The following is a 24,888-nucleotide window of genomic DNA, read 5'->3' as shown; positions in this document are numbered from 1 at the left end:
CGGCACAACTAGAGACCCGTTTCGCGGGCCGTTGTGCGGCCGCCTCTCCAGAGTGCCAAGGTCCTCGGAAAATTGAACTTGCGTTTCACAGAGTGAGACGCGAATATCGTTGCATGGACAACTCTAGCGGCGTAGGCGTTCTCGACAAGGCAGCCCTTGTCCTGAGCGCCCTGGAGTCCGGTCCGGCCACCCTCGCAGGACTGGTCGCGGCGACGGGACTCGCACGACCCACGGCACATCGTCTCGCCGTGGCACTGGAACACCACCGGATGGTGGCGCGTGACATGCAGGGCCGGTTCATCCTCGGACCGCGCCTCTCGGAGCTCGCGGCCGCGGCCGGCGAGGACCGCCTGCTCGCGACCGCCGGCCCCGTGCTGACGCATCTGCGCGACGTCACCGGCGAGAGCGCGCAGCTCTACCGGCGCCAGGGTGACATGCGCATCTGCGTGGCGGCGGCCGAGCGGCTCTCGGGCCTGCGGGACACCGTCCCGGTCGGCTCGACGCTGACGATGAAGGCCGGCTCCTCGGCGCAGATCCTGATGGCCTGGGAGGAGCCCGAGCGGCTGCACCGCGGCCTCCAGGGCGCCCGCTTCACGGCGACGGCCCTGTCGGGCGTACGACGCCGCGGCTGGGCCCAGTCGATCGGCGAGCGGGAGCCGGGCGTCGCGTCCGTCTCCGCGCCGGTACGCGGCCCTTCGAACCGCGTCGTGGCCGCCGTGTCGGTCTCGGGTCCGATCGAGCGCCTGACGCGCCACCCGGGCCGTATGCACGCCCAGGCGGTCATCGACGCCGCCGCCCGCCTCTCCGAGGCGCTCCGCCGCAACGGCTGACGCCTCCGTCCCGGTCCGTCCCCCGGCCCACCGCTTCAACGCCGCAGCGGTGGGCCGGAGTTGTACCCGCTTCTCCTACGTGACGGTCGATGCCGAACAGCAAAAAAGCCCTCCCCCGAAGGGAAGGGCTTCCTCGTTCTGTACCCCCGACCGGATTCGAACCGGCGCTACCGCCTTGAGAGGGCGGCGTGCTAGGCCGCTACACAACGGGGGCCCTTGCGGATCAGATCCGCGGGTGCAGATGAGCTCTGCGAGCTGGCCTACCTGGACTCGAACCAAGAATGACGGTACCAGAAACCGTAGTGTTGCCAATTACACCATAGGCCATGGTGGTTACACCGTACCCCCGACCGGATTCGAACCGGCGCTACCGCCTTGAGAGGGCGGCGTGCTAGGCCGCTACACAACGGGGGCCCTAGCGATCCCACCCGGCATGAGCCGGGTGATGTCACCGCGGATTCACCGGGAGCTACCCAAGTGTTCCGCAGGATGGATCTGTACCCCCGACCGGATTCGAACCGGCGCTACCGCCTTGAGAGGGCGGCGTGCTAGGCCGCTACACAACGGGGGCTTTGTGGATGCCATCCACGAGTTGCAGATGAGCTCTGCGAGCTGGCCTACCTGGACTCGAACCAAGACTAACGGAACCAGAAACCGTCGTGCTGCCAATTACACCATAGGCCACCGGGGCAACGTCCCCACCAGGGAGGACCTTACTCGGCTTGCGCTTTCCGGGTTCTTGCCTTTCGGCTTGTTCCCCTCGGCGCAGAAAGAACATTACCCGAAGGTGGACGGTGCTCCAAAACGGGTATCCCCGCCGAGCAGGGCGGGGAGCTGGCGGAGGTCCGTGATCCGTCGCAGCTCGGGCCGGCCGCCGGTGTCCGCGCGGTCCAGCCAGATGCCCAGGAGCCCCGCCTCCACCGCGCCCCGCGCGTCGGTGTCGGGCTGGTCCCCGACGTACGCGATCTCCTCCGGTGCCAGGCCGAGGGCCGTGCAGGCGGCGTGGAAGGCCGCGGGGGCCGGCTTGGCGACACCGAGCTCGGCGGCGCACAGGACGGCCTCGAAACGGTCGCGTACGCCCAGGAAGCGGAGCTTGGGTTCCTGGGCGTGGATGCTGGAGTTCGACAGGACCGCGTGCCGGTAGTCGTCCGCGAGCAGGTCGAGGACGGGCAGGGCGTCGGGGAAGAGCTCCCAGGCCGCCTGGTAGTGGACGACGTACCGGTCGAACCAGTCGTCGGCCCCGGCGGCGGAGAGCGCCGGCGCCCCGAGGAAGTCCCGGACCCGGGCCCGCCGCTGGTCCTGGAAGTCGCCGCCCTCGATCTCGAAGCGGCGCCAGTGCAGTTCCGTGAGCTCCTTCCAGCGCGCCAGGGCCTGGTCGACGGAGTCGTACCCGTCGAGCAGCCCTTCGGCCGCGAGGTGCCCGCGCATGCCGACGCGGTCGGCACCCTCGTAGTCGAAGATCGTGTCGTCCACGTCCCACAGGACGGCGCGGATGCTCATGCCACGACCGTACCGCCGCCTCCCCGTCCCGCGCGGCTGTTTCGTCCGGGCCGGGAAACGCCCTGGGGGCGGCGACCGGAGTTCCGGTCGCCGCCCCCAGGGACGGAGTACGAGGCTCAGCCGGCGAGCTTCGCCAGCGCGGCGTCGATGCGCGCCAGGGACTTCTCCTTGCCCAGGATCTCCAGGGACTCGAAGAGGGGGAGGCCGACCGTGCGGCCGGTGACGGCGACGCGGACGGGGGCCTGGGCCTTGCCGAGCTTGAGGCCGTGGGCCTCGCCGGCGGCCAGGACCGCGTTCTTCAGGGACTCGGGGTCGCTCCAGTCGGCGTCCACGAGCTTCTCGCGTGCCGTGGTGAGCAGCGCGGCCGGCTCGCCCTTCATCGCCTTGTCCCACGAGGGCTGGTCGAAGACCGGCTCCTGGAGGAAGAGGAAGTCGACGTTGGCCGTGATCTCCGAGAGGACGGTCATACGGGTCTGGGCGTGCGGCGCGATGGCCTCCCAGGCGGCGCGGTCGAAGTCCTCGGGCGCCCAGTTGGCGTGCGGGGCCTGGAGCCAGGGCTCGCAGGCCTCGGCGAAGGCCTTCACGTCGAGCATGCGGATGTGGTCCGCGTTGATCGACTCGGCCTTCTTGAGGTCGAAGCGCGCCGGGTTGGCGTTGACGTCGGCGATGTCGAACTTCGACACCATCTGCTCGATGGTGAAGATGTCCTGGTCCGCCGAGAACGACCAGCCCAGGAGGGACAGGTAGTTCAGCAGGCCCTCGCGGAGGAAGCCGCGCTCCCGGTAGAGGTTGAGGGAGGCCTCCGGGTCGCGCTTGGAGAGCTTCTTGTTGCCCTCGCCCATGACGTACGGCAGGTGGCCGAAGGCGGGGATCTCCTTGGCGACGCCCAGCTCGATCAGCGCCTTGTAGAGCGCGATCTGGCGCGGGGTGGAGGAGAGCAGGTCCTCGCCGCGCAGGACGTGGGTGATCTCCATCAGGGCGTCGTCGACCGGGTTCACCAGGGTGTACAGCGGGGCGCCGTTGGCGCGCACGATGCCGTAGTCCGGGACGTTGTCCGGGGTGAAGGTGAGCTCGCCGCGGACCAGGTCGGTGAAGGTGATCGGCTCGTCGGGCATCTTGAAGCGGACGATCGCGTCGCGGCCCTCGGCGCGGTAGCGCTCGATGCGCTCGGCGCTCAGGTTGCGGCAGGTGCCGTCGTAACCGGACGGCTTGCCGGCGAGGCGGGCCGCGTCACGACGGGCCTCCAGCTCCACGGCCGTGCAGAAGCAGTGGTACGCGTAGCCGCCGGCGAGCAGCTTCTCCGCGACGTCCTTGTAGATGTCCATCCGCTGCGACTGGCGGTACGGCGCGTGCGGGCCGCCGACCTCCGGGCCCTCGTCCCAGTCGAGCCCGAGCCACTTCAGGGAGTCGAGCAGCTGGTCGTACGACTCCTCGGAGTCGCGGGCCGCGTCGGTGTCCTCGATGCGGAAGACCATGGTGCCCTCGTTGTGCCGGGCGAAGGCCCAGTTGAAGAGAGCGGTGCGGACCAGGCCCACGTGGGGGTTGCCGGTCGGCGAGGGACAGAAACGGACGCGGATGTTCGCGTTAGCCACGCTTGATCACCTTATTGGTGAGAGTGCCGATGCCTTCGATGGTGACGGCGACCTCGTCGCCGACGTTGAGGGGGCCGACCCCGGCGGGGGTGCCGGTGAGGATGACGTCGCCGGGGAGCAGCGTCATGGCCTCGGTGATGTGGACGACCAGGTCCTCGATGGAGCGGACCATGTCGCTCGTCCGACCCAGCTGGCGCTGTTCGCCGTTGACCGTGGCCTGGATGGTCAGGTCGCTCGCGGCAGCGATGCTCATGTCCGTCTCCACCCAGGGCCCCAGGGGGCAGGAGGTGTCGAAGCCCTTGGCGCGGGCCCACTGCTTCTCGCGCTGCTGGACGTCGCGGGCGGTGACGTCGTTGGCACAGGTGTAGCCGAAGATGACGTCCTTGACGCGCTCGCGGGGCACCTCGCGGCACATGCGGCCGATCACCACGGCCAGCTCGGCCTCGTGGTGCAGCTCGTTGGAGAAGGAGGGGTACTCGATGGCGTCGCCGGAGCCGATCACCGAAGTGGTGGGCTTGAAGAAGGCGACGGGTACGTCGGGGACCTCGTTGCCGAGTTCGGCGGCGTGCTCCGCGTAGTTGCGGCCGATGGCCACGACCTTGTTGGGGAGCACGGGCGGCAGGAGCCGTACCTTGCCGAGCGGGACCTTGGTGCCGCTGAGCTCGAAGTCGGTGTACGGGATGCCCTTGATGATGTCGAGGACGAGGCCGCCGGACTCGACGGTTCCCTCGCCCTCGACGGCGCCGAAGGCCACATTGCCGTCGATGGAGAATCTGGCGATGCGCACGAGTGCTGTCGCCCCTCACTTGGTGCTGGCTGGAGTCTGACGCTCCAGGCTAACGCGGCGAGGGGGCGCCGACCGGCGGTGTCGGCGGTGTCAGCGGGACGCGGAGGCGTACGGGGCGGGCTCGTAGGGCGCGGGGGCGGTCATGAGGACGGTGCGGCGCGGGTTGGCCGTCTGCCCGGGGAGTTCGGTGGCGTACTCCGGCAGGGCGCCCCGGCCGAGCTGTGCGGCGTCCTCGAGGTGGACGAGGGTGGAGCGGCGGGGGTTGGCCGTGGACTGGAGCGTCGCGGTGTTCGCGGTGTTCGCGGTGTTCGTGGGGTTCATGGTGTTGATCAGACCCTGTCCCGGGAGGGGCGCCCGTGCGGGCGCGAGCATCGTGTAAAGCGTCAGGCTAAACATGCGATTCCCTTCGAATGCATGGCTAAGGCATCGATCATCGTGTGAGTTTGCTCACCAATCACTCCACATTCCCGGCATTACGGACTGCCGCGACCCGTCACGGAAACGGGCATTCCGGCACTGAATGCTCTATTCCGCTCCTGATCATCGCGACTGGGACACACGGGCACGTGGACCCATTCGAGGAGAAACGCCCGAATCCTCCGTGATCATCTTCTACATGGGGTGACATCTCGGGTACGGGTTGTCATCCCGCTCCGGGTCCGACACGGGGCCCTTGTTGGAGGTCCGGCACTGTGCTGGAATTCCACGCACCGTCGCGGGTTTCAAGCCGGCGCGCAGGGGGCGCAACGCAGCGCCGGTTCCGAGTGGCGGGGAAGGGGGAACTGCGCCGGTCACCGACGACCACCTTGGGGCGCATCCTGCGTCCCTACGACGCCGACACCGTCCTCTCCGTTCACCCGGAAGGACGCCTGGTCCAGAGGTTGCGACGCTAGTGCAGGGACGTTTCAAGAGGGATGGCTCGGGGTCTCCCCAGGCCCGTCAGGGCCGAGCCGAAGCTCCGGCGGAGCAGGAACCGCGTGCCGGGACCGACCGCGGTCCCTCGGCCTCGCACACCCCCAACCAGGGTCAGGGACCGTCCGGCGACGGCGGTGACGGCAGGCGCGCGAGCGCCGGGGCCACACCGGCCGAGCCCGCCGCGACTCCCGCCAAGCCCAAGGCCGGGAACGAGGTCGGCCCCCGAATAGCCCTGCGCAACTGGCGCATCTCCACGCGTCTGGTCGCCCTGCTGACCCTGCCCGTGGTCGCGGCCACCTCCCTGGGCGGTATCCGCATCAGCGAGTCGCTCCAGGACATCGAGCAGCTCGACCACATGCAGCTGCTGACCAAGCTGACCCGTGAGGCGACCGACCTCGCCCAGGCCCTCCAGGCCGAGCGTGACCTCTCCGCCGGCCCGCTGGCCAACGACAGGCCCACCAGCGACTACCAGGTCTCCAACCCGCGCAAGCGGACCGACCGCGAGTACAAGGCCTTCCTCGACGCCACCGAGGAGATCCCGAGCACCGAGGACGACGAGGCGCTGCGGAGCATCCGCCAGAACGTCAACCAGATCGCCTCGCAGGTCATCGGGCTCCACACGATCCGCGGCAACGCCTACGAGAAGGGCGTCTCCCACTCGGTGACGGTCGAGGCGTACAGCCGTCTCATCCGTTCGCTGCTCAGCCTGTCCCAGGACATGGCGCAGGCGACCAGCAACCCCGAGATGATCAAGCGGACCCGGGCGCTCGCCGCCTTCTCGTCCGCCAAGGAGTACGCCTCCATCCAGCAGGCGATCATCGCCGGAGCGCTCCCCCCGAGCGACAGGACCCCCGGAAAGATCCAGCAGGGCGACCGCCTCTACGGCGAGGCCGCCTTCAACTCCGAGGGCGTCGAGCTCAAGTCCTTCCAGGCGATCTACGAGTCGACCGGCGGCGACGCCGAGGAGCTGACCGCCGTCCTCAACACCGGCGACCCGTCCATCGCCGCCGCCGACAAGTACGCCGAGCGCGTACTGAAGTCGGACGAGGCGATGCCCGGCGGCACCAGGCGCGGCCACCTGAACTTCACCGACGAGTACGGCACCAAGATCACCGCCATGAACCGCATCGAGCGCATCCTGCTCGGCGACATGGAGACCATGGCGCGTGAGCTGCGGCAGGAAGCCCAGCGCGAAGCCATCATCAACGGTGCCCTGATCCTCCTCGTCCTCGGTGTCTCGCTCATCGGCGCCTTCATCGTGGCCCGGTCCATGATCCGCTCGCTGCGCCGGCTCCAGGACACCGCGACCAAGGTCGCCCAGGACCGCCTGCCCGAGCTCGTCAGGCAGCTCTCCGAGTCGGACCCGCAGGACGTCGACACCTCCGTCGAGTCCGTCGGTGTGCACTCCCGCGACGAGATCGGCCAGGTGGCCGCGGCCTTCGACGACGTGCACCGCGAGGCCGTCCGCCTCGCCGCCGAGCAGGCCCTCCTCCGGGGCAACGTCAACGCGATGTTCACCAACCTCTCGCGCCGCTCCCAGGGCCTCATCCAGCGTCAGCTCTCGCTCATCTCCGAGCTGGAGTCCCGCGAGGCCGACCCGGACCAGCTGTCCTCGCTCTTCAAGCTCGACCACCTCGCGACCCGCATGCGCCGGAACGGCGAGAACCTCCTCGTCCTCGCCGGTGAGGAGCCGGGCCGTCGCTGGACGCGCCCCGTCCCGCTGGTCGACGTGCTCCGCGCCGCCGCCTCCGAGGTGGAGCAGTACGAGCGCATCGAGCTGGCCGCGGTCCCGGCGACCGAGGTCGCCGGCCGGGTCGTCAACGACCTCGTGCACCTCCTCGCCGAGCTGCTGGAGAACGCCACCTCGTTCTCCTCCCCGCAGACCAAGGTCCGCGTGACCGGTCACGCGCTGCCCGACGGCCGGGTGCTCGTCGAGATCCACGACACCGGCATCGGCCTCTCCCCCGAGGACCTCGCCGCGATCAACGAGCGGCTCGCCTCGCCGCCCACCGTGGACGTCTCGGTCTCCCGCCGCATGGGTCTCTTCGTGGTCGGCCGCCTGTCCCTGCGACACGGCATCCGGATCCAGCTGCGCCCCTCCGACTCGGGCGGCACCACCGCGCTCGTCATGCTTCCGGTCGACGTCGCCCAGGGCGGCAGGAAGCCCATGCCCAAGCCGAACGGCGCCGGCCAGGGCGCGATGCCCCCGGGTGCCTCGGCCCCCGGCGGCCGGCTCCCCAGCGGTCCCGGCGCGGCCGGTGGCCCCGGCGGACGTCCGGGTGCTCCCGGCGGTGCCCCCTCGTCGGCGGCCGGCCGGATCGGCGCCGGTGCCACCCGCGGCCAGGTCGGTTCGAGCGCTCCGCGCGCCGCGCTGCCCGGTCGTGAGGGCGCCCCGCTCACGGGTGGCCCCCAGCCGTCGCGTACCCAGCAGCCGCAGCACGCGCAGCTGGACCAGACCGGGCAGCTGCCGCAGGCACCCCAGGCGCCGCGGCAGGAGCCGCTGCGTCCGGCCCCCGGCGCGGGCGGTCTCATCGGCGGTGCGGCGAGCGCCATCCCGTCCCGTACGGACGTGTGGGGCAACCAGGGCGGCCAGAGCAACCAGGGCGGCCGGCAGGCCGGGCCGGGTGCCCAGCAGCAGGCCCCGCAGGGCGAGCAGCCCGCCGGTTACGGCGCCCCGCGCGCCGAGCTCCCGGGCGGCAACCCTCAGCCGCAGCGCCCGCAGGCCGCGAGCTGGGGCAACGACCCGGCGCAGCAGCCGGTCCGGCGCCCGCAGCAGGAGATGAGCCCGCTGGACGCCCCGCGCGGTCACGAGGACCCGGAGACGACGGGCCGGTACGCGGCTCCGGCGGCCCCCCAGGGCCCCGGCTCCACGGGCCAGTTCCCGCGCCCCGACTTCGGCGCGCCGCAGCAGGCCCCGCAGGGTCAGCAGGCGCCCCAGGCCCCGCAGATCCAGACGTACCAGGGCGGTGTGCAGGACCCGGGGTCGACGGCGCAGTTCCCGCGGCCGGACTTCGGTGCGTCGCAGGGTCCCGGTTCCACGGGCCAGTTCCCGCTGCCGGACTTCGGAGCCGCGCAGGGTCCGGGCTCCACGGGCCAGTTCGCGCGCCCCGACTTCGGCGCCCCGCAGCAGGCGCCCCAGCAGGCCCCGCACGCACAGCAGCAGCAGCAGCAGCAGCCCCAGGGCTACCAGGGCGGCCAGCAGCAGCAGTTCGGTCAGCAGCCTTACGTACCGCAGGCCCAGCAGGCCCAGCAGCAGGCTCCGGCCCCGCGGCAGCGGACCGGCGGCCCCGACTTCGGTGCCCCGGCTCCGGCGAACGAGCAGGCCGAGCAGCCGCGTCAGCCGCAGCTCCAGCAGCCCCGCCGTCCGGAGGCGCTGCCGCCGGCCGGCGCGGGCGACGGTCGTACCCCGCTGTACGACACGCTGGAGACCAACTGGTTCCACCAGGAGCAGGGCCAGCAGCAGGCCGCGCCGCAGGGGCAGGCCCCGGCCGCCCCGCAGGCGCAGCGTCCGGCCGGGGGCCCGGCCGGTGCCGGTGCCGTCGACGGCCGGCAGAACGGCGGGGCCGCCTGGCGGACCTCGCCCAACGACGAGCTGGTGCGTCAGGCCGAGCGGGTGCGCAAGCCCGCGGCCGGCGGCGTCACCACCTCCGGTCTTCCCCGGCGCGTGCCGAAGGCCAACCTCGTACCCGGGACCGCACAGGAGCAGGCGCACACGGCCGGCCCCCAGGTCTCGCGTGCACCCGACGACGTCCGCGGCAGGCTCACCAATCTGCGCCGCGGCATCCAGCAGGGCCGACAGGCGGGCAACTCGACCACGGGTAACCACCCGCTCGGTCCGAACCACCAGCAGGAGCGCTAGTTGAACGCGATGAGCCAGGCGGCGCAGAATCTGAACTGGTTGATCACCAACTTCGTGGACAACACCCCTGGGGTGTCCCACACGGTGGTGGTCTCCGCCGACGGACTCCTGCTGGCCATGTCCGAAGGATTCCCCCGTGACCGCGCCGACCAGCTCGCGGCGGTCGCGTCCGGACTGACCTCGCTGACCGCGGGCGCGTCCCGGATCTTCGAGGGGGGCCCCGTCGCGCAGACCGTGGTGGAGATGGAGCGCGGCTTCCTCTTCCTCATGCAGGTCTCCGACGGCTCCTCACTGGCCGTGCTCGCCCACCCCGAGTGCGACATCGGCCTCGTGGGCTACGAGATGGCGCTGCTGGTCGACCGGGCCGGCAGCGTGCTCACCCCGGATCTCCGAGCGGAGCTCCAGGGCAGCCTGCTCCACTAGCGGGTTTCTCGCACCGACAGGGCGGTACGCCCCTCCGTACCGCCCTGAACATGTTCATCGTCCGGCCGCCCCACCCGGCCCCCCACCGGCCCCATCAGACGGCGGAAGCTCGCTGTCACGCCCGGAGGATTCATGACCCCGCCCCCCGCCTCTCACGATCCGTACGGCGCCTCAGTCGACGAGTACGGATACGAGGGCGACCAGCCGCTGGTGCGTCCGTACGCGATGACCGGCGGCCGGACCCGGCCGCGCTACCAGCTCGCCATCGAGGCGCTGGTCAGCACCACGGCCGACCCGGCACACCTCGCCACCCTGCTGCCGGAGCACCAGCGCATCTGCCACCTGTGCCGCGAGGTCAAGTCGGTGGCCGAGGTGTCGGCGCTCCTTTCGTTGCCGCTCGGTGTCGCCCGGATCCTCGTCGCCGACCTGGCAGAGGCCGGCATGGTGGCGATCCACCAGCCGGGCAACGGAGAGACCGGCGGCACGCCGGACGTGACACTGCTCGAAAGGGTGCTCAGTGGACTTCGCAAGCTCTAGCGGCGGCGCCGGCTCTCCCAGCCGGTCGACCACCAGCGCGAAGATCGTCGTGGCGGGCGGCTTCGGCGTGGGCAAGACCACGTTCGTCGGCGCCGTCTCGGAGATCAACCCGCTGCGTACCGAGGCCGTCATGACCTCCGCCTCGGCGGGGATCGACGACCTGACCCACACCGGAGGCAAGACCACCACCACGGTGGCTATGGACTTCGGCCGCATCACCCTCGACCAGGACCTGATCCTGTACCTCTTCGGTACGCCGGGCCAGGACCGCTTCTGGTTCATGTGGGACGACCTGGTCCGCGGCGCCATCGGCGCCGTCGTCCTCGTCGACACCCGCCGTCTCGCCGACTGTTTCCCGGCCGTCGACTACTTCGAGAACAGCGGCCTGCCGTTCGTCATCGCCCTCAACGGCTTCGACGGAAGCCAGCCGTACCAGCCCGAGGAAGTCCGCGAGGCCCTCCAGATCGGTCCGGACACCCCGATCATCACCACGGACGCCCGCCACCGCGCGGACGCCAAGAGCGCGCTCATCACCCTCGTCGAGCACGCCCTCATGGCCCGTCTGAAGTAGCGGGCCGCAGGATCGGACGGCCCGTCGGACCGTGGACGGGCCCGTGCGTTTGTCATATGCCTTCGTGAGGGGTGATCTGTGTCCTTCGACACGGACGCCCCCGCGTTCATAACGTTTCGACAGAGAATTGGGGCGCCTCGGACACCCGACGCATTCGACCGGTGTCACAGCGCTCACATGAGCCCCGCCATTTGGCGGGGCTCGCTCTTTATGCCCGTTTTATGTCGGGCCTGGACCACGGAAAGCGGTCGCTTCCCACTGTTTGGAACGGAACCCCTTCACGTGCTGCAATTCATGAACTCCCGAGTAGTACGGCCCTGAACGAAACACCGGCACAACGTAGGTGCCGACGCCGAGAGGTTGTTGGTCGAGTGAGGCGCAGCAAGGAAAGCTCCGCGGAGCAGGAGACGCGGGGCAACTTCACCCCGCCGTCGCGCACAGCGGTGTCGCCCGCGGACGTGCCCGTGACACCGCCGCCGGCGGCGACCCCGGGCAACTCCAGCAAGCTGTCGCCGCGCAACTGGCGGGTGCCCACCCGCCTGAACGCGATCCTCCTGATACCCGTGCTGGTCGGCCTCGTCATGGGCGGCTTCCAGGTCAAGGGAGCCATCGACACCTGGCAGGAGGCGCAGGACGCCGAGAAGACGGCCCTCATCGTGCGGGCCGCCTCGGAGTACAGCACCGCGCTCCTCAACGAGCGCGACCTCACGGCCGCGCCCCTGCTCGCCGCGAAGACCCCCGAGGACCGCAAGGCCGACGCGGTCGAGCAGGCGTACGCGGCGACCGACGCCGCTCGTCTGAAGTTCGACGAGGCGGCCAAGAACCTTCCCTCGGGCCAGGGTCTGGAGCGCCGTCTGCGGCTCTTCAAGGACGAGGAGCCGAAGCTCGACGCGCTCCGCAAGGCCGCGTACAGCCGCTCGCTCGACCCGGTGAACACCCAGCTCGGGTACACCGGCGTCCAGCACTACCTCACCGAGTTCTCCAACGAGCTCGGTCTCGGCACCGGCAACGTCACCACCTACGGCCGCAGCGTCTACGCCGTCCAGCTGGCCAAGGGCGCCGAGTCGCTCCAGCGCTCCATCGGCACGCAGCTCCTGGTCCGGCCCAGCCGGACGGAGGCGGTCTTCGCCCAGCAGTCCGTGGCGTTCAACTCGTACAACTACCTGGAGCAGATCGCCCTCGGCGAGTACGGCTCCGGCGCCCTGCCCGAGGACGTCGAGCTCCTCAAGAAGGTCATGGCCGGCAAGGCCGCCGAGGGCGCGAAGCAGATGCAGGCCGCCGACGTCGAGCTGCCCAAGGGCAAGGACGGCTCCGTCTACTCCGGCGTCGCCTCCGCGATCGGCACCGCCAAGTCCCCCGAGGCGCTGGCTGCCCTGAAGTCGAAGGGCATCACGGCCGAGAGCTGGATGGCCGTCGCGACCGCCAAGTTCGAGGGCTACTCCGAGGTCGAGAAGGCGCTCGTCGACAAGGCCGTGACCGAGGCCGTCAAGATCTCCGACGAGGCCAAGACGGACGCCTGGGTCATCGGTGGCATCGTCGTCATCGCCCTGCTCACCGCCTTCATCCTGGCCGGCATGATGGCCCGCCAGATGAGCCGCGCGATGCAGCAGCTGCGCACCGCCGCCTTCGGCATCGCCGAGCAGCGCCTGCCGATGCTCGTCGACCAGCTCTCCCGTACCGAGCCCGGCCGGGTCGACACCCGCGTACAGCCGATCCCGATCGACTCGCAGGACGAGATCGGCGAGGTCGCCCGCGCCTTCGACCAGGTCCACCGCGAGGCCGTCCGGCTCGCCGCCGAGCAGGCCATGCTCCGTGGCAACGTCAACGCGATCTTCACCAACCTCTCGCGCCGCAACCAGTCGCTGATCGAGGGCCAGCTGACCCTCATCACCGACCTGGAGAACAACGAGGCCGACCCGGACCAGCTGGAGAACCTCTTCAAGCTGGACCACCTGGCGACCCGTATGCGCCGCAACGGCGAGAACCTCCTCGTCCTCGCCGGCGAGGAGCCGGGCCGCCGCTGGGACCAGCCGGTGCCGCTGGTCGACGTCATGCGCGCCGCCTCCTCCGAGGTGGAGCAGTACGAGCGCATCGAGCTGGCCGGCGTGCCCGAGGCCGAGATCCACGGCCAGGCCGTGACCAACCTCGTCCACCTGCTCGCCGAGCTCCTGGAGAACGCCACCACGTTCTCCTCCCCGCAGACCAAGGTGCGCGTCACCGCGACCCGTCTCCCCGACGGCCGCGTGATGGTCGAGATCCACGACAAGGGCATCGGCCTCACCGCCGAGGACTTCGCGGACATCAACCACAAGCTGGCCAACCCGCCGACCGTGGACGCCGCCGTCTCGCAGCGCATGGGCCTCTTCGTGGTCGGCCGCCTCGCCGACCGGCACGGCATCCGGGTCCAGCTCCGCCCCTCGGGCGAGCAGGCCGGGACGACCTCGCTCGTCATGCTGCCGGACGCGATCACGCACGGTGGCGGCGGCGAGCAGCCGGTCCACGACGACTTCACCGTCTCGCAGATCATTCCCCAGCAGCAGCAGACCGCCTTCGAGGCTCCGGCGCCGCAGGCGATGCTGACCGCCGCCGACCTGGGCTTCGACGACTCGCGCTACGAGGAGCAGGGCGACGGCGAGCGCGAGCTCGACCCGGTCAACCGCTCGCTGACCCGCGAGGAGCGGCGCGCGGCCCTGGGCGCCCAGGTGCAGGGCGGCGACCGGCCGCTCTTCCGCGACGAGGCGGAGCCCGCCGCGCAGGAGTACGGCCAGGGACAGCAGGAGTACGGCCAGGGCCAGGAGTACGCGCAGCCCGAGGCGTACGGCCAGGAGTACGCCGGTGAGTACGCGCAGCAGCCCCAGCAGCCGCAGGAGTACGCGCAGCACCAGGAGTACGCGCAGCAGCCCCAGCAGCAGTACGGCCAGGCCCAGGGTCAGGCTCAGGAGTACGCCGGCGAGTACCCGCAGCAGGGCTACGAGGCGTACCCGCAGTCCGGCTATGCGGAACCCACGTACGAGGCTCCGGCAGTCGAACACCAGCAGTACGGCAATGCGTTCGATCCCCAGCCCCACCAGGGCGAGTGGCAGGACCAGAGTGCCTACCAGGGTGGCTACGGACAGCAGTACGGAGCGGAATCGGAATCTGCTCCGGCCGCTCCCGAACAGGCCCCCGACCGCGTAGGCTTCGACCGTCCGGGTCCCACTCCGAACCCCGCCCCGGACGCCGGCCACGCGCTGACCGACGCAGGTCTGCCGCGCCGCGGCAGCGTCGCCCCGCAGGCGCAGCAGCAGGCGCCGCGACAGACACCGCCCGCGCAGGCCCAGCAGCCCGCTCAGGCGCAGCAGCCGGTGCAGGCCGAGCAGCCGGCGGGGTCGGTGGAGCAGCAGAAGGAAGCCGACGGCCCCGAGGCCTGGCGCTCGGCCAACGACGAGCGCTGGCAGCGGGCCGGGAAGCTGAAGGACCCGAAGGCGGGCGGGGTCACCTCGTCCGGTCTTCCCCGGCGGGTCCCGAAGGCCAACCTGGTCGAGGGCACGGCGGAGCAGACGCCGCAGGGCGGCCCCCAGGTCTCCCGCGCACCCGAGGACGTACGGGGCAGGTTGAGCAACCTGCGCCGCGGCGTCACGCAGGGACGCAACGCGGGAACGGACACGAACGGATCGGGCCTCGGCCCGGGCAGTACCTACAACCAGGAGCGTTAGTGTGAGCATGAGCCAGGCGGCGCAGAATCTGAACTGGTTGATCACCAACTTCGTGGACAACACCCCTGGGGTGTCCCACACGGTGGTGGTCTCCGCCGACGGACTCCTGCTGGCGATGTCCGAGGGTTTCCCTCGTGACCGAGCCGACCAGCTGGCGGCCGTCGCCTCCGGACTGACCTCGCTGACCGCGGGCGCGTCCCGGATCTTCGAGGGTGGTGCGGTCAACCAGACCGTGGTGGAGATGGAGCGCGGCTTCCTCTTCATCATGTCGGTCTCGGACGGCTCCTCGCTGGCCGTGCTCGCGCACCCGGAGGCCGACATCGGCCTCGTGGGCTACGAGATGGCACTGCTCGTGGACCGCGCGGGGTCCGTCCTGACTCCTGACCTCCGGGCGGAGCTTCAGGGAAGTCTTCTCAACTAACAGACAGACAGTGCGTTTCACGTCACCGCACCGTAAGGTGCGGTGGCGCGGCTCCAAGGGACATGGAACCGCGAGGCAGTCGGAGGAGGAGACGTGGGAACACCCCCGGGCGCAAGCCACTACAACGGATACGACGCGTACCAGGCGCCGCAGGGCGACACCGCGCAGAACCGGTTCAACTTTCCCTCCGCCCCGAGCAGACAGGGCGTTTCGCAGCCCTATCGGCAGCCTCAGGCCCAGCACACGCCCGCGGGTTCGCCGAGCGCCTCGCGCGCTTCGTCCTCGGGCGGTACGGGCGGGCACAACCCGCTCGTGCGTCCCTACGCGATGACCGGCGGCCGGACCCGGCCGCGCTACCAGCTCGCCATCGAGGCGCTGGTCAGCACCACGGCGGATCTGGCCAGGCTGCAGGGGCAGTTGCCCGAGCACCAGCGGATCTGCCAGCTGTGCATCGAGATCAAGTCGGTCGCCGAGATCTCGGCCCTGCTCTCCATTCCTCTCGGCGTCGCCCGGATCCTCGTCGCCGACCTGGCGGAGGCCGGACTTGTCGCCATCCACCAGCCAGGCGGCGACGAGGCCGCCGGCGGCCAGCCAGCCGTGACACTGCTCGAAAGGGTGCTCAGTGGACTTCGCAAGCTCTAGCGGCGGTGCAGCCCGCTCAACCACCAGCGCGAAGATCGTGGTGGCGGGCGGCTTCGGCGTGGGCAAGACCACGTTCGTCGGCGCCGTCTCGGAGATCAACCCGCTGCGTACCGAGGCCGTCATGACGTCTGCGTCCGCGGGCATCGACGACCTCACGCACACCGGCGACAAGACGACGACGACTGTCGCCATGGACTTCGGCCGTATCACCCTGGACCAGGACCTGATCCTGTACCTCTTCGGTACGCCCGGTCAGGACCGCTTCTGGTTCATGTGGGACGACCTGGTGCGCGGCGCCATCGGCGCCGTCGTCCTCGTCGACACCCGCCGTCTCGCCGACTGCTTCCCCGCCGTCGACTACTTCGAGAACAGCGGCCTCCCCTTCGTCATCGCCCTCAACGGCTTCGACGGACACCAGCCGTACCAGCCCGAGGAAGTCCGCGAGGCCCTCCAGATCGGCCCCGACACCCCGATCATCATCACCGACGCCCGTCACCGCGCGGACGCCAAGAGCGCGCTCATCACCCTCGTCGAGCACGCCCTCATGGCCCGCCTGCGGTAGTCCCGACGGACGTCCGTACGCATCTCGGAAGGAGACCCCGCGCACCGGTCGGTGCGCGGGGTCTCCTTCGTTCGTCCGACGGGCGTCCGGCGGGCGCCCGACGGCGGTACGCCGAAGGCCCCCGCTCCGGGTGGGAGCGGGGGCCTTCGGTGCGGCGGGGGTCAGCCCTGCCAGGAGTGGGAGGGGCGGAAGCCCGACTGGCGCTCCAGACGGCGCCAGCCGGCCGTGGAGCGGCCGTCGTGCGCCGCCGCGACCTCATCGGGGCGGGCGGACGCGCGGGCGAGCAGGACCGCCGTGATGGCGGCGAGCTCCTCGGGGTCGGCGTGGCCCTTCTCTACACGGAGAAGATTGGCAGGGGTGGTCACGTGAGGTGGCTCCTCTTACTGAGGCGGGTTGCCGTGCTTGCGGGACGGCAGGTCGGCGTGCTTGGTGCGGAGCATCGCGAGGGACCGGATGAGCACCTGGCGGGTGTCGGCGGGGTCGATGACGTCGTCGACCAGGCCGCGCTCCGCCGCGTAGTACGGGTGCATCAGCTCGGCCTTGTACTCCTTGACCATGCGGGCGCGCATGGCGTCGGAGTCCTCGGCCTCGGCGATCTGCTTGCGGAAGATCACGTTGGCGGCGCCCTCGGCGCCCATGACCGCGATTTCGTTGGTGGGCCAGGCGTACGTCAGGTCGGCGCCGATGGACTGGGAGTCCATGACGATGTAAGCGCCGCCGTAGGCCTTGCGCAGGATCAGGCTGATCCGGGGCACGGTCGCGTTGCAGTACGCGTAGAGCAGCTTCGCGCCGTGGCGGATGATTCCACCGTGCTCCTGGTCGACGCCCGGCAGGAAGCCGGGGACGTCCAGAAGGGTGATGATCGGGATGTTGAAGGCATCGCACATCTGTACGAAGCGGGCGGCCTTCTCGGAGGCCTCGATGTCCAGGACACCGGCCAGCGACTGGGGCTGGTTGGCGACGATGCCGACGACCTGGCCGTCGAGCCGGGCCAGGGCACAGATGATGTTGCGGGCCCAGCGCTCGTGGATCTCCAGGTAGTCGCCCTCGTCGACGAGCTCCTCGATGACCTTGTGCATGTCGTACGGGCGGTTGCCGTCGGCGGGCACCAGGTCGAGCAGGACGTCGGAGCGGCGGTCCGCCGGGTCCTCGGAGGCGACGGTGGGCGGGTTCTCGCGGTTGTTCTGCGGGAGCATCGACAGGAGGTAGCGGACCTCCGCGATGCAGGTCTCCTCGTCGTCGTACGCGAAGTGCGCGACGCCCGAGGTCTCGGCGTGCACGTCGGCGCCGCCGAGGCCGTTCTGGGTGATCTCCTCGCCGGTGACCGCCTTGACGACGTCCGGGCCCGTGATGAACATCTGCGAGGTCTCGCGGACCATGAACACGAAGTCGGTCAGGGCCGGGCTGTAGGCCGCGCCGCCGGCGCACGGGCCGAGCATCACGGAGATCTGCGGGATGACTCCCGAGGCCTTGGTGTTGCGCTGGAAGATGCCGCCGTAGCCGGCGAGCGCCGAGACGCCCTCCTGGATGCGGGCGCCGGCGCCGTCGTTCAGGGAGACCAGCGGGGCACCGGCCGCGATGGCCATGTCCATGATCTTGTGGATCTTCGTCGCGTGGGCCTCGCCCAGCGCGCCGCCGAAGATCCGGAAGTCGTGCGCGTAGACGAAGACCGTGCGGCCCTCGACCGTGCCCCAGCCGGTGATGACACCGTCGGTGTACGGCTTCTTCGCCTCCAGGCCGAAGCCCGTCGCCCGGTGGCGGCGCAGCTGCTCGACCTCGCTGAAGGAACCGGCGTCGAGGAGCAGCTCGATGCGCTCACGAGCGGTCAGCTTGCCCTTCGCGTGCTGGGCCTCGGTGGCGCGGTCACTCGGGCCGCGGAGCGCCTGCTCGCGCAGGACGTGCAGCTCGGCCACTCGGCCACGGGCGTCAGCGGGCTCGCTCGGGATCTGGTCCACAACGGTCATGTACCGACCCTACGAAGTCGGACAAGAAAACCCCGCCGTCGACTCCGTACAGTCTCCTGTGTCGATTCCTGGTGGGGCTGGACAGAACCGTCGCCCGTCCAGCCCGAGTCAACAGCCAGGCACCCCCCGTGTTTGTGGGGTTCTCACATAGACGATCGAGGTTTTAGACGAGCACCTCGCAACGGTGCGTAGCTCCCGCCGTACCGGGGGTGATCCGCAGACGGAGCGAACCGCCGGTGCCGAGCACCTCCACCGAGGGGTCGTGGGCGAGCACCCGGCGGACCGGGCGGTCCCAGACCAGCTCCAGCGGCTGACCCGTGCGGGGCGGTTCGGCGACCCTCAGGTCGAGCACCGAGCGACGCCGGCGGGCGAGGACGCTCGCCGGGGCTGTGACCGTGAGCGCCCCCACCGTACCGGCCTGCCAGAAGTTCGCCGCGGTCAGTCCGAGGGACGGGACGGCCACCGCCTGCCGTTCGGCGGTGTTGTCGAGAACGTGCAGCCAGCCGGGGTCGGCGGCGCGGGCGGCGATCCGGCGCCGGGAGGCGCCGGGCATCAGGACGTACGCGTAGGAGGCGGCGACCGGGTCCGTGCCGTGGTCGAGCCAGAGCGTCCGGTAGCGGCGGGTGCGGCGCTCGGTCGAGCTGGTGGTGTTGATGTCGCTCCAGGCGCCGGTGCGGTCGTCGAGGAGGGTGTGGAGGTTCCCCATGCCCTCGGACGAGGCGTCCGCGGGGAAGACCCAGCCGCCGTGGCCGTCCAGGTGCGCCCAGCCCTCGCCGGTGGTGAACGCCCGGTCGCCGCTCTCGCCGAGGAGCCGGTTGTCGACGACCGTCTCGACGGGCACGCCGTCGGTCGCGGTGATCCCCGCGCCGAGGCAGATGACGGCGTCCGCCGCGCAGAACCAGGACTTCCGGGCCTCCAGGGTGGAGCCGAGGCCCTTGAGGTGCTGGCCGACGGCCGCGTACTCGCCGTCGGTGGCGCCGCCGACCCACCGTACGGCCGGCTTGGGCGCGCCCCACTCGCCGCCGGCCCGGTCGGCGAGGCGCCGGGTGGAGACGGTGGTGCCGGGGAGCCGGTACGGGTCGACGGTGGGCCAGAACCAGTCGGTGTACTGGTCGCCGAGCTCCGGGGTCCACCAGGAGAGCATCCCGGCGCCGGTGTGCCAGCCGCGGGGGTTCTCGCCGTTGCCGCACTCGTAATACGAGATCCGCTGCGAGGCCATGGCGATGTTGGCGGCCCAGCCGGGGCGGCGGTGCACGGCCCGGTCCATCGCGGTGAAGAGCCGGTGTCCGGTCGGCTCGGGCGCGGCGGGGACGGGGGCGGCGGCCACGGCGTGCAGCCGGGCGAGGTCGGCGACGCCGAACTGGCGGGCGGTGAGGATCGGGGAGACGGTGTCGCGCCGGATCCACCCCTTCACGCGCGCGTGCCAGCGGTCGCGCTCGGCGGGCGAGGCCCCGCCGGCGAGGAGGGCTATCGCGGCGATGACGCCCTGGCCGTGGAAGTGGTCGGAGCGCATGATCTGCCGGTCGTCGTTCTTGAGGTATCCGCGGCTGATGGCGCGGCCGTTGACGCTGTCCATCATCAGGCCGTCGTAGATCAGGGGCGCGTAGGCCTTCTCGACGCTGTCGAGGACGATCTGCCGGTTCGGGTCGGTGACGGCCCAGGTGGAGCCGGCGAGGAGCGAGAAGAGCCGGCCGAGGCCGTCGAGCATGACCTGCCCGTAGGTGCCGGAGTAGGCGACCCAGGTGTGCTGGACGAAGGAGCCGTCGGCGTAGAGGCCGTCGCCCTGGGTCACGTACGGGAAGACGGGCGAGAGGGCGTCGCGGGCGAGGGCGATCTTGGCGGGGTTCGCGCCGAGGACCCCGCGCAGGGCGACCGAGCGGCAGAGGTCGACGCGGTTGGCGCCGGTGGAGGTGCCGCTGTAGGTCATGAGCACCGAGTCCGGGACGAAGTGGTCGACGGCGGCGCAGGCGGCGGCGATCCGTTCGGCGCCGAGGTGGGGGTGGAGTGCGGCGACGACGTCCATGAGGAGGCGGGGACTGCCGATCTGCCACTCCCACCAGTTGCCGTAGCGGGGAGCGCCCGCGCGGTAGACCGTGGCGGAGAGGTGGTCGAGGCCGGTCAGCACGTCGGCGAGCAGGGCCGGGTCGCCGGTGAGGCCGGTGCCGGGCTGCGCGTACGCCTGGGTCATGGTCCACAGACGGCTGTAGCTCTGGGTGATGCCGGCCGGCGGGTCGAAGGTGACGCCGGGCCAGAGTGAGGTGGGCGCGGGGGCCATGGAGGCGCGGAAGGCACGGGCGAGCGTGCCCGTCTCGGCGAGCTTGGAGGCGTAGGGCTCGGCCCCGGCGTCGAAGCCGGAGCCGAGCGAGAGGTCGAGCCAGCGGAGCCGCAGCGCCTCGAACTCGCTCTCCGCCGCGGAGGCGGGGAGCGGGAGTCCGAGGGCCGCGGCCGCGGCGGAGGCGGTGATCAGGAACGTACGGCGGGACCAGGCGGGGACGGGCACGGGAGCCTCCCGGGGGGAAGTGGTGGAGACCGTTCGGCGCCTGGTGTAACACCGGTTTTCCGACGCAATCAATGAGCACGGCACAGCCGGGCACCGGTTCGTCGAAAGCGCTTACCGCCTTGTGTCGGCTGCTCAGCCTCCGCAGTGGAAGCGGGCGTTCCCCCAGTCCGCGTGGTCGTTGCCGTTGCCGTCGCCGCCGTCTCCGACCACCAGGTCGACATAGGTGGCGCCGGTGACGTCGGCGGTCAGCGACCAGGCGGTGTCCGTGGCCTTGAGGACCGGGGACTTCACCTTCTCCGTTCCGTCCGCGAGCACGCTGAACTGGACGGTGCCCCGGCTTGTCTGGACGTCGTCGACGCCGACCTCGGCGGTGAGGGAGGTGCACCGGCCGCCGAGGTAGTAGCGGACCTTCGCGGGGGCGTGGCTGCCGAGCCCCTTGGCGTACGTCACTCCCCCGATCCGCAGCGGGGAGCCGTCCCCGGTGCCGGTCTCGCCGTTGGAGAGGTCGCGCTCGACGGGTCCCCAGCCGTTGGTGGCCGACGTCCAGTCGAGGTCGCTCGCCCAGCTGTCGGCGGTGGGCGGCGGGGGCAGGGTGCGGACGGTGGTGGCGGCGGTGAGCTTCCGCGCCCCTCCCCCGAGGGTGTACGTGACCTCGGCGCCGAGCGTGTACGGCCGGTAGGCGGCGTCCACGGGCGGGGTGATCCGCCAGGTGACGGTGGTGCTGCCGCCCGCCGCGACGGGGTCGAGGGCGACGGGGGCGGCCGGTTCGGCGGTCCAGCCCCCGGGGAGGGTGAGCGCGGCCCGGGCGCCCGTGATCGCGGCGGCCTCGTCGTTGCCGAAGGTCGCCGTGACCTCGTTGGCGCGGCCGGGCTCCAGGGTCTCGGGGGCGGTGACGGCGAGGGTGCCGCAGGCGGCCCGCTCGGTGGCCGGGCCGAGGTCGGTGACGGTGAAGGAGTCGAGGACGAAGTCGGCGCCGTCGGGGGCGTCGCCGCGCTTGCGGAGCCCGGTCCAGGTGTCGCCGCAGCCGGCCGTCACGGTCTCGGAGAAGTGCCCGGTCGTCCGCTGCTGCCCGATCGGGGTGCGGCGGGTCTCGACGGCCGGTCCGTCGCCGGTCGTCCGGTCGTAGCCGGTGACCCACTCGTAGGCGCCCGCGTGGCTGGACTGGTAGTCGTACGCGACGCGGTAGGTGTGGCCGTCCTTCATCGGGACGGTCCAGGGTGCGGTGCGGTAGACGAGGCCGCTGTTCTCGTCGTGCGACTTGAGGGACTCGGCGCCGCCGATGACGTCGTCGATCGGCTTTCCGTTCCAGCCCGCCTGGGTGTACGGGGCGTGCAGCTGGGCGATGTGGGTGCGCGGGTCGGTCGTCCCGCCGGAGTCGCCCTTGAGGAAGGGGCCCCAGCCCTGGTCGACGGCCTCGAAGTCCTCGTACGCGGCCGCTCCGGCCTTCGTCGCCGGTGCGTTGGCCACGATCCGGACGTCGTCGATCCGGACGGTCGCCGGGCTGCCGCTCGCGGCTTCGATCCGCAGCGGGGTGGAGCCCTGCGCCGGTGCCGTGAAGGTGACCTTGGCGCGCTGGAAGCGGGTGCCGTTCCAGTCGGAGGCGGCGACCCGGTCGTCGAGGGCGGAGCGCTCGACGGTGACGGAACGCCCGCCGATGGAGAGGGTGGTGGGGCGCGTCGTGCCGGGTTCGACCTCGATGAGGGCGGAGGCGGTGTACCGCTTGCCGGGGGTGAGGCCGGTGATCTGCTGGCGTACGGACGCGGTGGCCGGGCCGCTGAGCTTCGCGCTGTTGCGGCCCTGCGCGTCGGTGTCACGGGCGACGGTGCCCGCCTTGGACCAGCCGCCGAGTTCGGCGTCGTTGAAGCCGGGGTCCTTCACCGGGGTCCCCTGGCCCCACCGCGGGGCGGGCTGCGCGGGGGCGCGGTTCGGGTGGAGGACGTAGGGCTGTCCGGCGACGGCGTCGAGGGTGATCTTCCCGTCGACGGGTCGCACGGTCGCGGTCTTCACCCGGCCGTTGTCGGTGAGCCGGTACACGGAGTACGAGCGGGTTCCGGCGGGGACGGCCCAACTGGTCGTGCCGCCGGTCTTGTTGTAGTGGTAGAGCTTCTTGCCGCCGTCCCAGGGAAGGAGGTAGTTCTCGCCGTCGAGGACCTTGCGGCCGTTCTCGTGGAAGGTGCGGCGGCCGTTCTCGACGGTGCCGCGGACACCGCCGGTGAAGGTGATGTCGTTGCCGTTCCAGCGGGTGATCCTCTGCTGCTGGAGGTACTTGGCGGGGAGGTTCCGCTGCCAGATGTTGGCGGTGAAGTCGTTCCAGTCGGTCTCGCCGGTCCAGCCCTCGAAGTCGACGAGCGCGGTCTGACCGAGGACCGGGTGGTTGTTCCAGACGTCCTTCTCGCCGTTGCGGATGAAGCGGATGATCTGAGAGTTGAGGCCCTTGTTGGTGGCGCCGCCGTAGTCGAGGTCGTTGGCCCAGTGGGACCAGAGGGAGGCGCGCTCGAACTTCTCGGACCACTCGGTGGCGACGTTCCAGCCCTGCTTCTGGACGGCCTGGACCGTCTTGTCGGCGATCCAGCCGTGCGTGTAGTAGACGTCGATGTAGAGGGCCGAGAGGTTGGGGTCGGTCTCGTCGCGCAGCTGCTGGAAGCGGCGGGCGAGGTCGCCGCTGTTGACGTCCCGGCGCTGGTCGATGTAGTAGCTCTGGTTGAGCCAGTTCCAGCCGGGCTTGGTCTTGTCGACCAGGGTCTCGCTGAAGTTCTTCGCCTCGGGGTACGACTCGGTGGCATTGACGTGGACGCCGAAGCCCGCGCCCCACTTCTTGCCTTCCCTGAGGAGGGTGTTGAGGTCGGCGAGGCCGCCGGCGCGCTTGTTGTAGTTGCCGCCGTAGTCGGGGTGCGCGGAGTCGTGGCCCTCGGAGCCGTACCCCTTGAGCAGCGCGAACTGGCCGAGGCCGTCGGTGGCGAGCGAGATCCGCTTGACGTCGTCGAGGGTGCGCAGGAAGGGGTGGGTGGCCTGTGAGGCGAAGTTGAACGGGATGTGGGCGACCACCCGGTCGGGGGTCTGCTCGCTGCCGGGCGCCTTGATCCCGATCGTACGGAAGGCGAGGGCGCCGTCCTGCCAGTCGGTGGCGCCGTCGGCGTTGGCGTCGGGGGTGACGACGACCTTGGCCCAGGGCAGGCCGTCGCCGCTCTCGGGCTGCGGGGCGCCGGCGCCCCGGTAGGTCCACTGGCCGGACCAGACGCCGACGCGGGTCTCGGTCGCGGTCGCCCTGGCCTGGTGCCAGAAGCGGGCGCCGTCGCGGGCCGAGGCGCCGGCGGGCTTGTCATGGCTGGAGTTGGACTCGACGGCGGCGGCCAGCCGGCCGGTGTTGACGATCGCGTAGCTCGCGCCGACCGCCGAGCTCTCCGCCGGGGTGGCCGCGGTGACCTGGGAGAAGACGTCGGCGGTGCGGGTGGAGTCGGGGTCGAGGCGGGTGAAGGCGGTGGCGGCGCCACCGTCCGACGAGCCCACGGAGACCAGGTCGTGGCCGGGGATGTCGAGGGTGCCGACGCGGAAGGTGTCGGTGTCGCGGACGGCGGTGACCCGGAAGGTGGTGGTCCGGCCTTCGACGCTCAGGCTCGCGTCGATCTCGACGCCGGGCAGCGCGGGGAAGGCGAGGGTGTACGCGGCGGAGGCGGCCGTCAGGACGGGGGCGCCCTTGGCCTGGACGGCGTACGGGGTGCCGTTGAGGACGACCTGCGTCACCGGTGCCGTACTGCCGAGGAGACGGGCGCCGCCGGCCCGGTCGGTGTACGAGAGGACGCGGGGGAAGTCCTCGGCGACGGCGACGGAGAGCTGGGCGGAGGTGATGACGGCCGAGGCGGTGTCCTCGGCCCTGGTGTCCGCGACGGCGGTCCGGGTCTCGGCGAGGGCGGGTCCCGCCAGGGCGAACACGGCCGACGAGGCGACGGCGAGCGCGCAGGCCGCACGGATTCTTCGCGACGTGAGAACGGATTCGGGGAGGGGCTTGGGGAGGGGCATGCGCACTAGTTGGCCCCCGCCCCGGCGGCACCGTCAACGAGATCGCGCCGCGCGGGCCCCTCCAGTCCAAGAA

17 protein-coding genes and 5 tRNA genes are annotated in these 24,888 nt (G+C 71.1%); 9 read left to right on the top strand and 13 right to left on the bottom strand.

Annotated features, from left to right (window positions below):
* Nucleotides 1-113: 113 nt before the first annotated feature.
* Entirely contained in the window at nt 114-830 is a 717-nt protein-coding gene (ndgR, locus tag ACFWWU_RS05285) for an IclR family transcriptional regulator NdgR (RefSeq protein WP_017235973.1), read from the top strand.
* A 141-nt stretch (nt 831-971) separates the two neighbouring features.
* On the opposite strand, the gene ACFWWU_RS05280 is transcribed toward ndgR, so the two are convergent.
* The 9 genes from ACFWWU_RS05280 to ACFWWU_RS05240 all read right to left on the bottom strand — a co-directional run bounded on the left by ACFWWU_RS05280 (nt 972) and on the right by ACFWWU_RS05240 (nt 5,030).
* Nucleotides 972-1,044: transfer RNA gene (locus tag ACFWWU_RS05280), tRNA-Glu, on the bottom strand.
* 41 nt (nt 1,045-1,085) lie between these two features.
* Nucleotides 1,086-1,157, bottom strand: a tRNA-Gln gene (locus ACFWWU_RS05275).
* Between the two features lie 14 nt (nt 1,158-1,171).
* Nucleotides 1,172-1,244: transfer RNA gene (locus ACFWWU_RS05270), tRNA-Glu, on the bottom strand.
* A gap of 84 nt (nt 1,245-1,328) precedes the next feature.
* Nucleotides 1,329-1,401, bottom strand: a tRNA-Glu gene (locus ACFWWU_RS05265).
* Between the two features lie 41 nt (nt 1,402-1,442).
* Nucleotides 1,443-1,514, bottom strand: a tRNA-Gln gene (locus ACFWWU_RS05260).
* Nucleotides 1,515-1,607: 93 nt separating this feature from the next.
* On the bottom strand, nt 1,608-2,330 hold the full coding sequence (locus ACFWWU_RS05255; RefSeq protein WP_384139191.1) for an HAD family hydrolase: 723 nt from the start codon (nt 2,328-2,330) through the stop codon (nt 1,608-1,610).
* Nucleotides 2,331-2,446: 116 nt separating this feature from the next.
* Nucleotides 2,447-3,922 (bottom strand): glutamate--tRNA ligase, encoded by a 1,476-nt coding sequence (gltX, locus tag ACFWWU_RS05250; RefSeq protein WP_384139188.1) that lies wholly within the window; start codon nt 3,920-3,922, stop codon nt 2,447-2,449.
* The gene (locus ACFWWU_RS05245; RefSeq protein ID WP_384139186.1) at nt 3,915-4,709 is read right to left on the bottom strand and encodes a fumarylacetoacetate hydrolase family protein; all 795 of its coding nucleotides are present in this window, start codon (nt 4,707-4,709) and stop codon (nt 3,915-3,917) included. The genes gltX and ACFWWU_RS05245 overlap by 8 nt, the downstream gene beginning before the upstream one ends.
* 90 nt (nt 4,710-4,799) lie before the next feature.
* Complete coding sequence (locus ACFWWU_RS05240; RefSeq protein ID WP_384139183.1) at nt 4,800-5,030, bottom strand: hypothetical protein; 231 nt, start codon at nt 5,028-5,030, stop codon at nt 4,800-4,802.
* 571 nt (nt 5,031-5,601) lie between these two features.
* On the opposite strand from ACFWWU_RS05240, the gene ACFWWU_RS05235 reads away from it, so the two are divergent.
* From ACFWWU_RS05235 to ACFWWU_RS05200, 8 genes are all read left to right on the top strand, one after another.
* Nucleotides 5,602-9,483, top strand: coding sequence for a nitrate- and nitrite sensing domain-containing protein (locus tag ACFWWU_RS05235; RefSeq protein ID WP_384139180.1), 3,882 nt, complete (start codon nt 5,602-5,604; stop codon nt 9,481-9,483).
* 9 nt (nt 9,484-9,492) lie between these two features.
* Nucleotides 9,493-9,906 carry a roadblock/LC7 domain-containing protein gene (locus ACFWWU_RS05230; RefSeq protein WP_015036421.1) on the top strand — a complete coding sequence of 138 codons (414 nt, stop codon included), beginning with the start codon at nt 9,493-9,495 and terminating at the stop codon, nt 9,904-9,906.
* A 132-nt stretch (nt 9,907-10,038) separates the two neighbouring features.
* Entirely contained in the window at nt 10,039-10,443 is a 405-nt protein-coding gene (locus tag ACFWWU_RS05225) for a DUF742 domain-containing protein (RefSeq protein WP_384139177.1), read from the top strand.
* The gene (locus ACFWWU_RS05220) at nt 10,424-11,014 is read left to right on the top strand and encodes an ATP/GTP-binding protein (RefSeq protein ID WP_317599476.1); all 591 of its coding nucleotides are present in this window, start codon (nt 10,424-10,426) and stop codon (nt 11,012-11,014) included. The genes ACFWWU_RS05225 and ACFWWU_RS05220 overlap by 20 nt, the downstream gene beginning before the upstream one ends.
* A gap of 371 nt (nt 11,015-11,385) precedes the next feature.
* Nucleotides 11,386-14,709 (top strand): nitrate- and nitrite sensing domain-containing protein, encoded by a 3,324-nt coding sequence (locus tag ACFWWU_RS05215; RefSeq protein WP_384139173.1) that lies wholly within the window; start codon nt 11,386-11,388, stop codon nt 14,707-14,709.
* 7 nt (nt 14,710-14,716) lie between these two features.
* Nucleotides 14,717-15,130, top strand: a complete 414-nt coding sequence (locus ACFWWU_RS05210) for a roadblock/LC7 domain-containing protein (RefSeq protein WP_053725133.1) — start codon at nt 14,717-14,719, stop codon at nt 15,128-15,130.
* Between the two features lie 93 nt (nt 15,131-15,223).
* On the top strand, nt 15,224-15,772 hold the full coding sequence (locus tag ACFWWU_RS05205; protein WP_384139170.1) for a DUF742 domain-containing protein: 549 nt from the start codon (nt 15,224-15,226) through the stop codon (nt 15,770-15,772).
* Nucleotides 15,753-16,334 carry an ATP/GTP-binding protein gene (locus ACFWWU_RS05200; protein WP_024756258.1) on the top strand — a complete coding sequence of 194 codons (582 nt, stop codon included), beginning with the start codon at nt 15,753-15,755 and terminating at the stop codon, nt 16,332-16,334. The genes ACFWWU_RS05205 and ACFWWU_RS05200 overlap by 20 nt, the downstream gene beginning before the upstream one ends.
* 161 nt (nt 16,335-16,495) lie before the next feature.
* On the opposite strand, the gene ACFWWU_RS05195 is transcribed toward ACFWWU_RS05200, so the two are convergent.
* The 4 genes from ACFWWU_RS05195 to ACFWWU_RS05180 all read right to left on the bottom strand — a co-directional run bounded on the left by ACFWWU_RS05195 (nt 16,496) and on the right by ACFWWU_RS05180 (nt 24,815).
* A complete protein-coding gene (locus ACFWWU_RS05195; RefSeq protein WP_384139168.1) occupies nt 16,496-16,699 on the bottom strand; it encodes an acyl-CoA carboxylase subunit epsilon in 204 nt (67 codons plus the stop codon).
* Nucleotides 16,700-16,714: 15 nt separating this feature from the next.
* Nucleotides 16,715-18,298 carry an acyl-CoA carboxylase subunit beta gene (locus ACFWWU_RS05190; protein ID WP_024756260.1) on the bottom strand — a complete coding sequence of 528 codons (1,584 nt, stop codon included), beginning with the start codon at nt 18,296-18,298 and terminating at the stop codon, nt 16,715-16,717.
* 163 nt (nt 18,299-18,461) lie between these two features.
* Nucleotides 18,462-20,798: a polysaccharide lyase 8 family protein gene (locus ACFWWU_RS05185; RefSeq protein ID WP_384139165.1), complete on the bottom strand. Its 2,337-nt coding sequence runs from the start codon at nt 20,796-20,798 to the stop codon at nt 18,462-18,464.
* A 132-nt stretch (nt 20,799-20,930) separates the two neighbouring features.
* Nucleotides 20,931-24,815 carry an endo-alpha-N-acetylgalactosaminidase family protein gene (locus ACFWWU_RS05180; RefSeq protein WP_384139162.1) on the bottom strand — a complete coding sequence of 1,295 codons (3,885 nt, stop codon included), beginning with the start codon at nt 24,813-24,815 and terminating at the stop codon, nt 20,931-20,933.
* Nucleotides 24,816-24,888: the final 73 nt, after the last annotated feature.

Origin of the sequence: Streptomyces sp. NPDC058650 (assembly GCF_042717315.1) — a bacterium.
GTDB lineage: Bacteria > Actinomycetota > Actinomycetes > Streptomycetales > Streptomycetaceae > Streptomyces.
Note: the sequence above shows the minus strand (reverse complement) of the source record. Positions and strands in the feature narration are given on the sequence as shown.